Source organism: Flavobacterium sp. HBTb2-11-1, assembly GCF_009826975.1.
GTDB lineage: Bacteria > Bacteroidota > Bacteroidia > Flavobacteriales > Flavobacteriaceae > Flavobacterium.
Genome location: NZ_WUMO01000011.1, coordinates 53,503 through 69,205, shown reverse-complemented (window position 1 = coordinate 69,205; position 15,703 = coordinate 53,503). Strand labels below are relative to the sequence as shown.

The window sequence follows — 15,703 nt, the reverse complement described above, 5'->3', positions numbered from 1 at the left end:
TTTGCTACGTAGTTTTATTTTTATTGTTTAAAAAATTATTCGATTTTGTAAACTCCAGAATCCATTTTGTATTCGGCGTTGATGATATTGCACACCAACCCAATCACCTGATCGGCAGGCAGTTCTTTAAAATAGGCGCTAATCTTTAAAGCGTTTAAATTCTTGTTTTTGACTTCAATCGCAACATTATAATTACGGTTGATCGTGGCTACAACTTCTGGCAGAGGCGTTTCTTCAAAAACCATAATATTTTTGCGCCATAACGAAATGGTATTTACTGGAATATCCTTGAAAGCCTGAAGTTTATTGTCATGAGATTTAAAAACCACTTTCTGTCCCGGAGTTACATACACATTCTCTTCTGTAACAGTCGATTTCACGTTTACTCTTCCAGTTGCAACTGAAACTTCTTGCGTGGTCTGATCAGGATAAGCTTGAACATTAAAACTGGTTCCGAGAACTTTGGTATCCATTTTATTGGTATGAATAATAAAAGGGTGTTTTTTGTCTTTGGCTACATCAAAAAAAGCTTCACCACTTAAATACACTTCTCTTGTATCTCCTTTAAATGCTGTAGGATATTTAAGAACACTTCCTGCATTTAGCCAGATTTGTGTTCCGTCGCTTAATTTTATATGAGCATGTTCTCCTAGTTTTACTGCAAATTGTTTGCTTTCTACAGCATTTTTTGTCGAATAGAAAAACACAGATAATCCAATAAGAAAAACTAAAGAAGCTGCAACAGCCCAGTTTTTGTAGGTAAGCGAAATAACTTTATTCGTATTCTTTATTTGTCTTAATTCTTTTTTCAGTTTTGAGCGGTCAGATTGAACCACTTCCATATTATCAAAAAAATCATCTGTACGGTCGTACCATTTATTCCACATCTCTTGTCCTTTCGGGGAATACTTTCCTTCTAAAAAATTTTTGATTTCGTTATTTGAATTTTCAGGCATTATAATTTCTTTATGTCTATACTAGTATGTCTTGGGAATTGTAATTTTAGGTAGGCGCAAAAGGTTACGCTTCTGTTAAGAAAAAAACTGGATTCTTAATCTGAAGTTTACTTTTAATTGAATTCGCCCAAATAGGTGCGCATAAATTTCAGCGCATATGTAATGTGATATTTTACCGTTTCGATCGAAACATTCAATTCTTCGGCGATTTCTTTATTGGTGTACTGTTTTACGCGGCTGAGAATAAAAACCTCTTTTGATTTTTTAGGAAGTAATGATGCTGCTTCGTCAACCGCTTTTTGCAACTCATCATAATAAATAGAATCTTCGATCGCATTATAACTGGTTTGCGAAGCCGTATTTTTTTCTAAAACTTCTTGAATGTATTGATCAGTAACTTCGTGCGATTTGATATAGTCTAAAGTCATATAGCGCACCGAAGTATAGATATAGGCGGCAAAACTTTTCTGAATCACAATTGTTTTGCGTCTTTCCCAAATAGAGGTAAAAACTTCCTGCACAATTTCTTCTGAAATGGCGATAGATTTCATTCGGAGGTACACGAATCGCACAAGCAGATCTCTATATCTAAAATAAAGTTCATCAAAAGCTTTATCCTTGCCAGATTTTAATAATTCGACAAGTTCTTCGTCTGTAAACTTCTTATACATGATTTGGTTTTAAAATTGGCATATACAAAGTATTGGGTTCTCTTATATGTCTCCAAAATTAAAACTGAGGGTAGGTCGATTAGGTTACGTTTACATTAATAAAACCACTGTGAAACGAAACATATTATTAACATTTAAAATCGGAATTGGGCTGTAGAATAAGACTTTGTAGTATTTGGAGTAAAAAATGAAAAACTTTGTTCCATCTAACAATTCTTCTCTTACAAAAAGCAATTTTGAAGCGGAAGAGTGCTTAACAAATACTTAATGAAAATGCCTCGAAGTGGTTTTTAATCTCTTCAAAATTCTTTTCGAATAAAATAAAAATTCAAATTAGTTGACAAAAGCAACTAATTTTATATATTTGTACCTCAACAATACAATTTCAAATCATGAATACTACAACTTCAAAAATTAGAAGTTTCAATCGATTTTATACAGCGCATTTAGATATTTTAAGCCAGCATTATTTGGATAGCGAATATTCTTTAACTGAGATACGAATCTTATATGAAATCAGTGAAAGCAAAATAATAACAGCTCAGAAAATCACCGAAATTTTAAATCTTGATAAAGGATATTTAAGCCGAATTTTAAAACGCTTTTTAAAAGAAAACTTAATAGAAAGAGTTGCTTCAGAAGAAGATAAACGCGCTTTCAATATTAAACTTTCTAATACAGGAAAAGAATTATTGGCTATTTTAAACACCAAATCTGAAAACAAGATTGAGGGTAAAATTGAAAAACTAAACAATTCTGAAAAAGAAATTTTAGTCGATTCGATGAACACGGTTAGAAATCTGCTTACGGAAAATAAAATAGCACGAGAAGATATTACCTATCGTCATGAAATTACGCCTGGAGATATTGGTTACATTATACATCTGCATGGTGCGATTTACGGAAAAGAGTATCATTTCTCTACTGATTTTGAAAAATATGTAATCAAGACTTTTTACGATTTCTTAGAAAAATATTCCCCAGAAAATGATCGAATTTGGATGGCAGAATACAATAGTAAAATTGTGGGATGTGTTGCAATTATACATCAGCCTAATGAAGAAGCACAATTGAGATGGTTTCTCCTAGATCCTGCTTTTAGAGGATTAGGAATCGGAAAAAAACTCTTAACCGAAGCGATAGATTTCTGTAAACAGAAAAAATTCAAAAACGTTTTTCTGCTTACTACAAACTTGCAAGATAAAGCGCTTCAAATGTATAAAATGATGGGGTTTGAATTGACAAAATCGGAAGAAGTTGAGGAATGGGGAAAAACGTTTTTTGAGGAGCGATATGATTTGAGGCTCTCAAATTAGATTTAACCAACAGTTCTAAAAAACATATAAAGGCTTTAGCCAAACTTTTACGTTGGCTAAAGCCTTATTTTATTTTCAAACCTTTTAAAAAAGTTTAAAAACTTTATTTGCAATTTACATCATCGTATTAATTCTAATGCTTGCTTTTATTAACGCTAAAGCAGATATTTTAGAAATATGAATATCTTTTGGCTGATGATGCGAATTCTGACTTACCAATTTCACATATTCAGAACCTTGATCAGATTTTTGGACGTATTTTACTGTAATGTATTCTTCCCAATCATTTAGTTTCACACTTAAAAGATACATTTCTCCGAAAAAGATATTCTCGAATTCAGTTTCTTTATACAAAACAATATCACCAGATTTTAAAAGAGGATACATACTATCTCCTGTCACCGAAATAGCACCGTCACATTTTGGCAAATTCGGAATTTTTATAGTGTCCAAAACTCTTTGAGGTTCACCACTATTAAATAGCTCTCTTAATCCAGCAACAGCTTCTAAATCATATAATGGAATCTCTTGGTTTACATGAATAGCATCAGCCGTTTTTCTGTCATTTTTCATGATCATTACACTCGTGTTATCCTCTTTAATCATAGGTCCGTTCCCAGTTAAAAGCCATTCAGAATTTATTTCTGGATAGTAGTGTAAAATTTTACATGCTTTATCTGTTCCCATATTACTGCTATTATCTAAAAATTTATTAGAAAAGCCCAAATCATTACAGAACTTATATTTACTTATCCCTTTATAATCAAGGTATTCGCGCATTCTTTCAGTTGACCCCATAAAAAGACGTATTTTTTTACGTTAAAAATTTGTTTTAATGTATTATTTTACATTATATTTGCAAAGTAAAGAAAAATAAATTTTAAAAACAATACAAATTTTAACAATTTAATGAATCAAGTTTTCGAACAACAAATTACAATACAAAAACAAAATATTGATTAACAAAAAGTTGCAACCTTTTTAAGTAGTAAAAAAAGTAAAAAACTAGCCACTACGACTAATAGGAATAAAACTACGATTAAAATGTAATATTAATCATTAAAACTAAAAAACATTAATCCTCACTCAAAAATTATAAAATATGGAAACAAATCAAATCAAAGAAAAAATTAGGGAGCTGGAAAATTGGCTGATTGAAAATCCAAATAGCCCCGAAAGGAGTTTAATCGAATCTGACATTAATAAATTAAAAAATCAATTAAAGAAAAATCATGAATAAAACTCAAATCGAAGAACGCATCGCATTATTATACCTGGCACTTCAATATTGCTCAGAAAGAACCAAAACTTTTACAGCTGGCGAAAGAATCTGCATCAATCAGGAACGCTTTCAACTGATGCATATTTTGGAAGACGAAACTGCTTCTCCACGTCCTGTTTCGCCAAATATTGAAAGTAAAATAAAAGAGGTTTCGAAACTTGCTTTATATCACAATTTCAAACCTTATTATGCCGATCCATTTAAAGAAGAAATATTAATTTACTAAAAGCCAATTATTATGAACACTACAACTGCAAACCATTTTAAACCTGTGATGGACTTAACTCAATTTTCTGCTCAACAATTAAAAGAAGCGCTTCAGAGAGTTGAAAACAAGAAGAATGAAGAAAGAGATGCCTACAAAAAACTGGTAGCCGAAACGATCCCAAAAGCGCTTTCCAGATTACACGAAACATCTGAAATGATGCGAAATGCCAAAACAGAAACATTCAGGCTATTTGAAACTATTCTAGATTTAAAAAATCAGGTTTATGGTTTTAAAGAAAAACAAATGTCACATACCTTTTCTAATGATAAAGAAGAAATTACAATTGGCTATCGCATTAATGAAGGTTGGGATGATACTGTAACAATTGGAATTGAAAAAGTCCAAAACTATATTTCGTCTCTTTCAACCAGTAAAGAAACTGCTTCGTTGGTTAAAATTGTTTTCAATCTTCTAAAAAAAGACGCCAAAGGAAATCTAAAAGGTTCTAGAGTTTTAGAGCTTCAAAAATTAACAAAAGAGTTTAATAATGAAGAATTTACCGATGGTGTAGAAATTATTGCTTCTGCTTTTAAACCTGTTCGCTCAAGCTGGTTTATTGAGGCATGCCGAATTGATGAAAATGGCGTAAGAACCAACATTCCATTATCAATGTCTTCTGTTGATTTTTTACAAGGATATGCTTTTAATTTCTTTAACCAAAACGAACAAAATCATGCAGCTTAATACCATCCATTTATCATTGCTTCTTGCTTTTTTATTAATTGCAACCAACTTAAAACCAATATTTTTATTTAGAGAATGGTTTTCTTTCAAATTAAAAACAACTTTTAAACAATACTTAAATGAGCGTAAAAATAAAGCCAATTACAGATCATGAAAGCTACAAAGTAAACGAACATACGATCTTTAAAGACGGACTCGGAAACTGGAATTTCACTAATGATTTATCCAGCGAAGAACGGCGGGCTTTTTATCAGTACGAAAATATTGTGATTAAAAATCCAAGATTCAAAAAACACACCACAGCCACTTACAAAGGCTAAAAATGACCTTCTAACTTACGGCCGATACATGCAAGTAAAAAAAATGGTTCCTGCTTCTTCTTCTTTTTGAAGAGAACCAGGAACCGGAAAAACGGGCGATTTCTGCCCTAATAAAATAACAGCCAAAACGCATTCTTTCTATTGGGATCCAAACCTATAAAGGCTTTGGAAACAGGATTGTCATGCGGGGTTTGCTGACCTAGATTGTTAAATAAAATCTTTAACAAATAAGACCTCAGAACGAGGTTTACTATAAAAATGGCATTGAGGAGCAAAACCATTCATTAAATGATCAAATGGTTTTGGCTGTCTTAAATATGATGTCATCGAATTCGTATTCAAACAATTAACTTTTCAACCTTCGTTCTTCTTACTCTTTTTCTTTTTCTATCATTCAAAATATTATCTCTCATGCCTATATCTTCAAACAGAAGCCTCGGAATTCAAAAAAATAAATTAATGCGTTACAAGCTTATCAAAGAGCTGTATCAAAAACATAAAACGGAAGACATTCCAACTACCGTAGTATGGCGTAAATACGTTTACCCGGTTTACCCGATTTCGAGAACTACTTTGTACGAAATTCTGTGTACACCTATCACTTCTGAACTAAAAAAAATCGAAGAACTTATGATCAATCAAGGAAGGTCTTCGTAATCAACTTAAAAGAAAAATTCTTCTTTAATTAATCTTCAAAAACATCCTTTTTGTGATGCAAAGATGAGTGATTTACTTCATCTAAAACGACTTCTGTTCGCTTTCCTTACAACTCTGTAAAGCCCTAGAATACAAATGTTCGCAAACCTTGCACGCATTTTTTTTAGGGCTTTTTTCACCCAATCTTTGCAATGTCAAAAGGAAACAACCACATCAAAAAACTAGAAAAAAGTCTAGTCAAGCTTCCGCAAAAAACAACCCCGAAAACGGTTTCCTTAAAAACATCTTTAATCAATATTCAATTTTACAATAACACGTAATGGAACAATTTTTATACCCCACTCTTACGGCATTTTTTGCCGCTTTTATAACCTGGCTTTTCTCGATGCGAAAATCACTCGCAGAAGATCGTGCAGCCGAACTTGACAATGCGGTAAGCGCCGTAAAATATTACCGAGATCTTCTAGACGATATTACCGCACGACTCACAGCTGCGACAGAAACCATAAAAAAAATGGAAATACAGCATAAAGAACTCATGCTAATCAACCAGCAATTGGTTGACGAACTACAAAAATTTAAACAACTAAACGGAAAAAGCTCATGACACTAGCTCAAAAAACGATCGAAATCGCAACGGCACAGATTGGTGTCGAAGAAATACCAAGAAACAGCAATTCAGGCCCTGAAGTCGAAATTTATCTACGAAGCGTCGGACTTGGTAAAGGATACGCCTGGTGCATGGCTTTTATTTATTGGTGCACACAAAACGCCGCTGCCCAAATGAACGCTAAGAATCCTTTAAAGAAAACGGGAGGTGTTTTGGATCAATACAACTCAAGACCGCTTTTAATTAAAAAGACACCTCAGCCTGGGGATGTTTTCATTCTAGACTTTAATAACGGTACTGGTCACGCCGGATTTGTCGAAAAAATTGTCGGAAATACGATTTATACCATTGAAGGAAACACCAATGATTCTGGCGGACGCGAAGGCTATAAAGTGGCCAGAAGAAAACGTGACATAAAAACCGTTAAAGGCTTTTTACGCCTCTAAAACCAAAACTTAAAAACCAATTTTAATTATGACAAAAAAACTAAAATATCTTGTTTTTTCTCTTTTCATTATCCTGATCATGATTTCATGCCGAAGTCCGAAACCGGTACAAAATGAAAACAAAATTCAGACCATAACCATTACAGAAACTTTACACGATACCATCTTTAAAATTTCAAAAGACAGCAGTTCTTACAATGCATTATTAGAATGCCTTAACGGAAAAGTAATTCTTAAAAATGTTATTCAGGCCGAACCAGGGCGTACATTAAAAAGCCCAAAGGTTCGTCTTGAGAACAACAAACTCAACATAGACTGCGAACTCAAAGAACAAGAACTCTATGCCCATTGGAAATCGAAACAGGTTAAAGATGTTCAAGAGAAAACAATCACAATTACCAAGTTTACCAACTATCTCACTTTTTGGCAGAAAGTCCAAATCTGGTTAGGAAGATTGCTACTACTTATCCTGCTTTTCCTGATTGGAAGATTCTTGTACAAAACCTATAAATCTGAATGGTTTAAATAAAAACTTTTATTACTAATACTTAAAATATGTCCGCAAAATCCCATTTTTTTATAGAGTCGGGAGGTTTTCCCGCGCAGCTGTCAGGTCAAGACTTTGGACCTCAATCTGAAACTGTTTTCAACCTCACTTCTCGATTTACTTTAGACGTTCCCAAAAAAGCCTTTGCGATCTGCAAAGGAGTTGTTTTGGTTCAGCCTCAAACTGGCAATCCTGATAAAGTGAATCTAATTCTTCGTCCTTACAACCAGCCTTTTCCTGGACTAAACATCAAATATTTCATTTACAGAGGTTTGCAAAAAAGTGACTTTTTTACTGATGATGCAGAGCCTTTAGTTAAGAAGAATGAAGGATCGTATTCTGATTTTATTGACAAGATAAACATCGATTTCAACGCTTTTCATGAAGGGCGTGTAAAAAAAGAAGGCGAAACAATTACACCTATTGACGTTCCTCCTTTCACCGCTAAATTTATTGGCTATGAGAAAGAAAAAGAGGATGATGCCACTAATGGAACCTTAGCAATCCCGCTTTCTGACTTCTTTTTCAAAGAATCAAAATTTGTTGCAGCCGGCGATACTTTTGACGAAAAAGACGATTTCGAATTGCCTCTTATCGACATTGGAAAATCATTAGGAAATTTTGCTGGAGGAGTATGCGGAATTGATGTTGTTCTAAATTACGGCGATTACAAAATTGACGATGCTCATGAGTTTGCTTTCGATTTAGCCTATGCCCGCAAACCTTTCGCAGAGATTACAGTAACTGGTGACACTCCCTTTAAACAAAAACTAGTGCGTGAGCAAAGCACTCAATTTATTGATATTGCTGCTTTTTATGGCTCTCATGCTGAAAATGGAATTGTTACAGCAACAGCATTTGGAGAAAAAACGGAGAAAAAAGGGACTGCTATTTTTAGTGATTTGCTAACTAATTTTTCAACCAAAAACAATTGGTATGTCTATATTCAAAGCGATCGTACACGCAGTTACGATTTTTACAAAAACTATAAAATTGGTGAAGGCTCTGAAAACCTAAAAACAGGATTGCTGAAAGATACGGCAACCAATGAAGTCCCTATGACAGCCGTAACTTATAGCACTTCTGGATGGCCTGTTTTAATTAACAATCAAGAACAGGCCAATACGGTCACGACAAATAATCTATACTTACAATTTCCAACCGACAACAATAACAACACTGCTTTTTATGGACAAATTGGTAAAGTTGCCAATGCACAAAAAGACAATTTTATTAATGCTGACGGACTACGATTACCTCCTGATGAAGAAGGAAATTATAGTGAGTTAACCTCTACAGTACAATTAACAACTCCTGCTGTTGAAGGTAAAAACATTGCCGCATTAAGTCTTTTGATTTATCAGGGAAAAGTGAATACGTATAAAATTCGTGAAGAAGAAGACGAAAACGGAAATCATATAGTCGTAAATGGTGTTGCCAACTTTTTTGATGATGTTTTTAATTTAATTAAGGCACAACCTTTATTAAAATTAGGCACTGATCAAAGTTATTCCAGAATGACTTCTGAAAAACTAAATCTTATCAATGAGTTTTATGATAAAAAACAACAGGGAATTTCTATTGCACAAACAGTAACAGTTAACGATATTATTGAAACTGGAATTGAAGAAACACCTACTGTTGCTCGAGTAACTTATATCACAGAAGCTATAGATGTCATGAACAATGCTGTTTCTGCAACTGGAAGCACTACACCTGACACTAAAACTACAGCTTCTGCCAGTGGTGCAGTAACTAAAAGTAAAACATACGAGCTGCCTGATCCTTATTACTACAATTTAAAAGTGTTTACAGACAGTACACAAACTATTACAGGACTAGAATTAAAAACACTTGATGGCTCTACACCCAACAAAATTATTTTAGGATTAACCAAAACCGAAAATGAAACCATAAAAGGTTTGATTTCTAGTGATATGAAAAATCCTCGATTGTTTTTGATTGACCTTTTTGAGGATGAAAGTGAATTGATTTCTCCTGAAGATATTAAATATCAAAAATATAGAGTTGGGGTTGTGGCTGAAAATGCTGAAGGCGACAATGAGTTGAAAGAACAAATAGACAATCCTGTTTTTGTTTATTCTATTGATAGGAGATATCATTTTAGTAAAGGATATAGCGAGTATGTAAAAGAGAACCCGAAAAACGAATTAATGTTAGATTTAGATTTATCTTTATAATGGAACAGGCAGCAATTTTAAAATCTGGAAATGTTGTTAAACTAACTGGTTTAATAAATCCAAAATATACTATATACGGTTTTTTAAATTCGTTTGAAACTGTTATAAATGGGGTCACCAAAAAGTTCAAAGAGACATTGGTAACTGATTTTCGAGAAGAAGATCAAGTAGGTCAAGTAAGTAAAGATGTGGTCGGTGGGTTTTACGAAGAACAATTCTTCTTGGAATACCTTACTGATAAAAACAAACTTTACCAATTAAAAGAACATCGCTATACCTTTAAACCTGCCACTGCAGGCGATGAAATAAATGTAAAAAAACTAAAAGTTGCTTCACCATATATTGATTTCTGTAAAATTGAAACATATAAATGGACATACCAACCAAATGTTCCAATTGTTGATTATGGGACTTGGCAAATTAAAATTCCAAACGGAGTGGTTCCAGATCCTATTGAAGGAGTAAATGTTCAATTGAGCGATACTGCCATGCAGTTTTATAATCATAAAATTGGATTATTTGTAACTCCACTTAGTGACACAAACGATAAACAATTAAAGGCTTTTTTATTTGCCAAAATTGGTATTCTAATAAACTCAATAGAAAAAATGTTTAATTTAATCGAATTAGACACTAACACTGATTTTGGTCAATATATAAATAGTCAAAAATCTGAATGGAGCACGCAACCTATTTTTGCAAATCCAACTGTTGTGGTTTTAGAAGACTATTTAAGAAACTTAACTAATTTCTATAACGGTTTCTATACTAATCAAATTCTAATTAAAAAAGCTCCCAACAAAGAAAAATTTTATTGGCTGGCACGGTGTTTATCAGCCGAAGCTTTGTCTACTGTTCCAACAAATGATAAAATTGAATTATTAAAAAACATAAGTGGTTTTAGTCAATATTTGACAGAAAGTAATAATGGAGAGCAATTAGCTTTAAAAATAATAGAATCTTTCACTTTTAATTCGGTAACTGCAGCAGAGAGGAATGATTTACTATACGCATTAATGCAAATACAAATTTACCAAGTACCAAATGCTTATAAGCAGACAAAAACATTTGATACTAAACAAACTCTCTTCGAAATATTATATTCAAAAATTGATGATGACAGAATTAGTAGATATACGATAGGTCCTTTAGAATATGTTGTTGGCTTTCTAAAAACTACTGACAACAGGAAAAAATTTATTCTGTTGTTATATAAAATATGGAAATCTTCAACGTACAATCCAAAATATGCTGATCCATCTTACACATTACCAGCTAATGTTTTTGGAATATATCCTGAGTCGTATTATATGAAACTAATTACTGAAAATGGTAGTTCAAGTTCCTTAACTGCTTACTATAATCCAGAAACTTCCCCTGCATTATTAGTTTATAATGCTTCTAGTAGTAGCTCTACAGATCAATATATGAGAACAACAGGTGTTGATTACATATTAGGTGATCTTGAGGGAAAAAAAATAAAAATACATCAAAAACAGACAACTTACACGATAGAAAACTCTTCAAAAGAAAATAATTTTCATACTAATACTTATACGTCATTGTATGGCACATATGAACTATATCAACCTATTTCAATTATAGGCTTTAAACCTGATTTAGATTTAGTCGAAACTTTTGAAGATCCTGAAACAGGTGTTAACTTAAACGATCCTTTTCCTAATATCCCTGTGTTCTTCTTATATTATTTGCAAGACTACAGCGAGTTAAAAAAGTTAGATTTTAGCCTTGTTTTAGTAGCTGAAATTGCTTTAAACTTAACAGGTGCAGGTGCCTTGAATGATTTAAAATATTTTGGCTATTTATCTAAAGCCCGATCTGTTTGGACAGGAACTGCGACAGCTTCAGAAACTGTATTGTTTTGGAAAGCAGTAGAAGGCGTAAATACTACTGTACAGTTTACAGCAGATAATTTATCTGCTATAAACAACTATTCTAATAATACAACAACTGATCTTGATGTAAAAGAATTTACAAATAAAGTAAGTATTCTATTTGATGTCCTTACAATAGTATCACTAGGGACTGACCCAATTATGAAGAAAAAGCTTATTAATGCAGCAACTGATGTTGTTGAGCAAGAGGCTAAATTGTTAACATTAGGAAAAAGTCATGGGTTAAGCCCAGACACTATGAATGCTATTAAATCTATTTGTGATATAGAAGATTTGATAAATTTGATGCAGTTAAAACTAAATAATTTACCTTCTTACGCAAACGATAACATTTTATCTCAATTTAGTACTTTTACGCAAAAAGAGAAGTATGATTTTTTTACTTATTTTTATAATTTAAAAGAAGAGGCAAAATGGACAGAAATGAATTTCCGACATTCAAGAATTGTAAATGGTCAAGCAGAATTTTATACTTGGGTTGATGTTTGGAAAAATGAAATACAATTTTTGAAAGATCATAGAACATATGAGTTTTTAAAAAGCTTTCATTTAATAAGAAATAATAACAAAATTTTAGAACACATCCATATAGGCCATGGAGGAATTAGCCGTAGTAGGCCTTGGGTAACGGGTGCACATAATATAGATTTAATTGATGGAATAAAATGGAGATGGGCTAATGAAGATGCTGTTTTAACCCATCCTAAAGGATATAAACATGGCAAGATTCAACGAAATATGTCTGATTTTGGTTGGACTGGTGGCAGACCGCCTTCTCCATGGAAAGTAAAAGATAATGCATCAACATTTTGGAGAAAATTTAGTAACAATCCTAGTGAAAACATTCAACGTATAAATGAAGAAATGTCTTTAGCATTTTCAAATAAAAAATTTACAAATATTGAATATAATCGTGATGGTTCAATCAAAGATATTTATCATGGTTTTGCAAGTGATGGTAAAGAAATCGAAATAGCTCTAAAACATAAAACAAATCAAATAATAAGTATTTATCCTAGTTTAGATAAAAATTTTAAAAAATTATAATTATGAATTCGTTAGACAATAAAAATATAAAATTTTTCAATAAAATAATTGACGGTAAAATATACAAAATAGCTACTGGTGGTATTGGACATGTTCAATCAATCAGAGATATTGAAGTTCTCAATAAATATATTGATATGGTAAATACTACTATCAATGGTAATTTTATTTCAATAGAAGAAGATCCTGATGTTAGCAGTGGTTATGATGTAGCATTTATTACACCAAATGGTGTTGAAGTAATGGACGAAGATGTTGCGAATGTTATTGAAATAATTCCTTTACAAGAATTTAAAGAAATATTAATTGGCTGGAGAGATTTTTTATTAACTCCTCCATTAGATGGATCTAGAGTTTAAAGTATCTTTAATAACATAATTTTAATATTACAATAATGGAAAATGAAAGAATTATAGAAGTTATCATTGACAAAATAAATAATGGCTATGATGATTATGAAATTGAAAAGTTCTTAGGGCGACAAGAAATTAGTTTAGATAAATTTGATAAACAAATTGAAGAAGCTAAAAACAAGATTTTAGAGTATAAACTAAAAACTTATCCAAAACAAAATAGACTAGCATTCATTATTTCGTTATCTTTATTTGTAGTGTTCTTAATTTCTTTCTTGATTATTATACCATTATTAAACATCACTATCGGATTAATACCTCTTTCCATATTGGGAGCTTTTACAATCAGTTTGTCTGGATTTTACTCTATACTGTATTACAAAAGTTGGGAAGCAGATTTTATCGAAAAGATAGGAAAACCTAAATTAAATTTACAAACCTATATTTTAGTTTGTAGCTTGCCAGCTGTTTTGTTGTTTTTCATAATTTCTTGGAATTCTTTAGAAGGCCCTGGACATAATCTTTATAAATTAAGTCTAACTTCTAAATTATTTAAATTACTTTTCCGATAGCGCGGATTTGCAACCCGTGCCCGCAAAGATTGACTTGATCTCTATCTTGTCCTAAAAATAGATTTACAAAAAATAACAACAACTCAAAGACAAAAAATCTTTGAGTTGTTTTAAAATCAAAAGAGAAAACCAAATCTCTTAAACTCCAAAAAAAATACATTTTAAAAATGCTGGAAACTTAAAATTTTAAGTTTCCCTACTCTGCTATTGGCTATATCTAAACCAATAGAAAACTTATTTCTTTGTTTTACAGCTCTGTAAAATAAAACCTATTGTGACGCCACTAAAACAATTTTTAAACATTCAGATTACTTCCAATCATCCAAAATCAATAACTGTTTGTAAGTATCTTATATATCTGAATGAATTACGGTAATCCCCTATAAGCCCGATTAAAAGCCTATAAATTATTTAAACCCGTAAAAATTAATTAAAAATGAGTACAAATCACAACAGAATCAGAGTGGCAGACTTAGAAACAAATCAGCCAAACAAAATTTTAAAAACAAATCAAAATGGTGAATTAGAATTTAGCGATGCTACGAATCTTCAAGTTGAAAGTTACAATGCCCTTGATTGCACCACAGAAGGTAAAACACTCGATGCCAGACAAGGGAAAGTCTTAAAAGATATGATTGATAATAAAACCGTAAATCTTGCGTCTGATGCAGAAACTCAAATTAATACTTCTGTTTCTGAAGACAGTAAAGTAGTTAGCCGTTCTAAGCTGTTTAACTGGTGGCAGTGGGTTAGGTCTCAGACACAGACAATTTCTGGAATGTGGAATTTTACTAATAAAGTTACGTTTGCTCCAGGTACAAAAGATACTCCTTCATTAGTTATCCCACATGGCACTTTGACAACGTATGGTCAAAATGGATCTCTCGAACGCGATCAAAATGGCAATCTTTATCACACAGCAAACTTTTATCGCTGGCGAATTCTTGATAGTAGAGATACACAAAACTTTACATCTACAACATGGAGATATAAAGAACCTATAGAAGTTAGTTTTTATGGAAGTTCGAGTTCGGGTACTGGTCGTAATTTAACTCTACCTGTTGAAGCGTTAGGCAGTACAGCTGTCGCTCAGTATGTATTTAAAACTATTGATCTTTACCAACCTAATTTTTACAATAATAGTTCAATGACGCCTCCCAAATCTATTACATTTGAGGTCTTACTTAACGGAAATAACTGCAAATTTACAAAAGATGAGTCTGTAAAATTATATAGTATAAATGTAACTGATGTAATGTCTCCATCATTTTTTAGAAATCATGAAATCCCTTTAATATTACAATATAATACATTTAAATTTCCTGAGAGAAACTATGATAGTCATGGAAACATATTGTCAGAAAAATATAAAGAATATTATATAACATCAAAACGAGACAACTCTGGCATACAGTTCTCAGAAGCTGAATTTTCATTGACCTATATGATTACAGCTAACTTTGAAGACGAGTGGAATCAGTTTTGGCAAAATGCTGAATGGGAGTCTAGATTTAACAATTATTCATCGCAAATTTTAAAATTGTAAAGAATAATTAAAGCTTATTAGGGAATTTGATTTTCAAGCTCCCTAAGCTTTATTGATTTACAAAAAAAACAGATTTACTTCTTATTTAAAATCTAGAATTCCCCTCGCCCTTTCATTTTACCCATCCACTCTCTTTACAACTCTGTAAAGCCCCAGAACATCAATGTTAAACCGCTAAGCAGCTCTTTTTTAAGCTCCAATTTTAGGCTCATCTTTACATTGTCAAAAGAAAAAAAGAGGTTTCAAACCTCTTAAAACTTTAATCTTTTGAAAAAATCACTAAGCGGATTAATTACTAAAACTGCTTATAA

The 15,703-nt window shown here is 32.1% G+C and carries 17 protein-coding genes; 14 read left to right on the top strand and 3 right to left on the bottom strand.

The genetic code is table 11. The features are described from left to right. Positions 1-35 precede the first annotated feature (35 nt). Positions 36-956, bottom strand: coding sequence for a FecR family protein (locus tag GR162_RS20050; protein WP_160783582.1), 921 nt, complete (start codon positions 954-956; stop codon positions 36-38). 113 nt (positions 957-1,069) lie between these two features. After that, positions 1,070-1,627, bottom strand: a complete 558-nt coding sequence (locus GR162_RS20045; RefSeq protein ID WP_160783581.1) for an RNA polymerase sigma-70 factor — start codon at positions 1,625-1,627, stop codon at positions 1,070-1,072. A 392-nt stretch (positions 1,628-2,019) separates the two neighbouring features. Between GR162_RS20045 and GR162_RS20040 the strand changes: the two genes are divergently transcribed. Beyond that, positions 2,020-2,943 carry a helix-turn-helix domain-containing GNAT family N-acetyltransferase gene (locus GR162_RS20040; protein ID WP_160783580.1) on the top strand — a complete coding sequence of 308 codons (924 nt, stop codon included), beginning with the start codon at positions 2,020-2,022 and terminating at the stop codon, positions 2,941-2,943. Positions 2,944-3,057: 114 nt separating this feature from the next. Here GR162_RS20040 and GR162_RS20035 read toward each other — a convergent pair whose 3' ends face one another. Continuing rightward, on the bottom strand, positions 3,058-3,741 hold the full coding sequence (locus GR162_RS20035) for a S24 family peptidase (RefSeq protein WP_237421407.1): 684 nt from the start codon (positions 3,739-3,741) through the stop codon (positions 3,058-3,060). A 304-nt stretch (positions 3,742-4,045) separates the two neighbouring features. On the opposite strand from GR162_RS20035, the gene GR162_RS20030 reads away from it, so the two are divergent. The 13 genes from GR162_RS20030 to GR162_RS19970 all read left to right on the top strand — a co-directional run bounded on the left by GR162_RS20030 (position 4,046) and on the right by GR162_RS19970 (position 15,392). Beyond that, positions 4,046-4,183, top strand: a complete 138-nt coding sequence (locus GR162_RS20030) for a hypothetical protein (RefSeq protein ID WP_160783579.1) — start codon at positions 4,046-4,048, stop codon at positions 4,181-4,183. Further along, complete coding sequence (locus tag GR162_RS20025) at positions 4,176-4,451, top strand: hypothetical protein (RefSeq protein WP_160783578.1); 276 nt, start codon at positions 4,176-4,178, stop codon at positions 4,449-4,451. The genes GR162_RS20030 and GR162_RS20025 overlap by 8 nt, the downstream gene beginning before the upstream one ends. 12 nt (positions 4,452-4,463) lie before the next feature. Then, on the top strand, positions 4,464-5,177 hold the full coding sequence (locus GR162_RS20020) for a DUF3164 family protein (RefSeq protein WP_160783577.1): 714 nt from the start codon (positions 4,464-4,466) through the stop codon (positions 5,175-5,177). A gap of 119 nt (positions 5,178-5,296) precedes the next feature. After that, positions 5,297-5,497 carry a hypothetical protein gene (locus GR162_RS20015; protein WP_160783576.1) on the top strand — a complete coding sequence of 67 codons (201 nt, stop codon included), beginning with the start codon at positions 5,297-5,299 and terminating at the stop codon, positions 5,495-5,497. Positions 5,498-5,908: 411 nt separating this feature from the next. After that, positions 5,909-6,154 carry a hypothetical protein gene (locus GR162_RS20010; RefSeq protein WP_160783575.1) on the top strand — a complete coding sequence of 82 codons (246 nt, stop codon included), beginning with the start codon at positions 5,909-5,911 and terminating at the stop codon, positions 6,152-6,154. A 385-nt stretch (positions 6,155-6,539) separates the two neighbouring features. After that, on the top strand, positions 6,540-6,761 hold the full coding sequence (locus tag GR162_RS20005; RefSeq protein ID WP_035644720.1) for a methyl-accepting chemotaxis protein: 222 nt from the start codon (positions 6,540-6,542) through the stop codon (positions 6,759-6,761). Next, positions 6,758-7,210 (top strand): CHAP domain-containing protein, encoded by a 453-nt coding sequence (locus GR162_RS20000; RefSeq protein ID WP_160783574.1) that lies wholly within the window; start codon positions 6,758-6,760, stop codon positions 7,208-7,210. Before GR162_RS20005 ends, GR162_RS20000 begins: the two co-directional genes overlap by 4 nt. Positions 7,211-7,238: 28 nt before the next feature. After that, a complete protein-coding gene (locus GR162_RS19995) occupies positions 7,239-7,739 on the top strand; it encodes a hypothetical protein (RefSeq protein WP_160783573.1) in 501 nt (166 codons plus the stop codon). A 26-nt stretch (positions 7,740-7,765) separates the two neighbouring features. Continuing rightward, complete coding sequence (locus tag GR162_RS19990; RefSeq protein ID WP_160783572.1) at positions 7,766-9,958, top strand: hypothetical protein; 2,193 nt, start codon at positions 7,766-7,768, stop codon at positions 9,956-9,958. After that, positions 9,958-12,921 carry a hypothetical protein gene (locus GR162_RS19985; protein WP_160783571.1) on the top strand — a complete coding sequence of 988 codons (2,964 nt, stop codon included), beginning with the start codon at positions 9,958-9,960 and terminating at the stop codon, positions 12,919-12,921. The genes GR162_RS19990 and GR162_RS19985 overlap by 1 nt, the downstream gene beginning before the upstream one ends. Before the next feature lie 2 nt (positions 12,922-12,923). Then, complete coding sequence (locus tag GR162_RS19980) at positions 12,924-13,280, top strand: hypothetical protein (protein ID WP_160783570.1); 357 nt, start codon at positions 12,924-12,926, stop codon at positions 13,278-13,280. Between the two features lie 35 nt (positions 13,281-13,315). Beyond that, positions 13,316-13,846, top strand: a complete 531-nt coding sequence (locus GR162_RS19975; protein ID WP_160783569.1) for a hypothetical protein — start codon at positions 13,316-13,318, stop codon at positions 13,844-13,846. 436 nt (positions 13,847-14,282) lie between these two features. Then, on the top strand, positions 14,283-15,392 hold the full coding sequence (locus GR162_RS19970; protein ID WP_160783568.1) for a hypothetical protein: 1,110 nt from the start codon (positions 14,283-14,285) through the stop codon (positions 15,390-15,392). Positions 15,393-15,703: the final 311 nt, after the last annotated feature.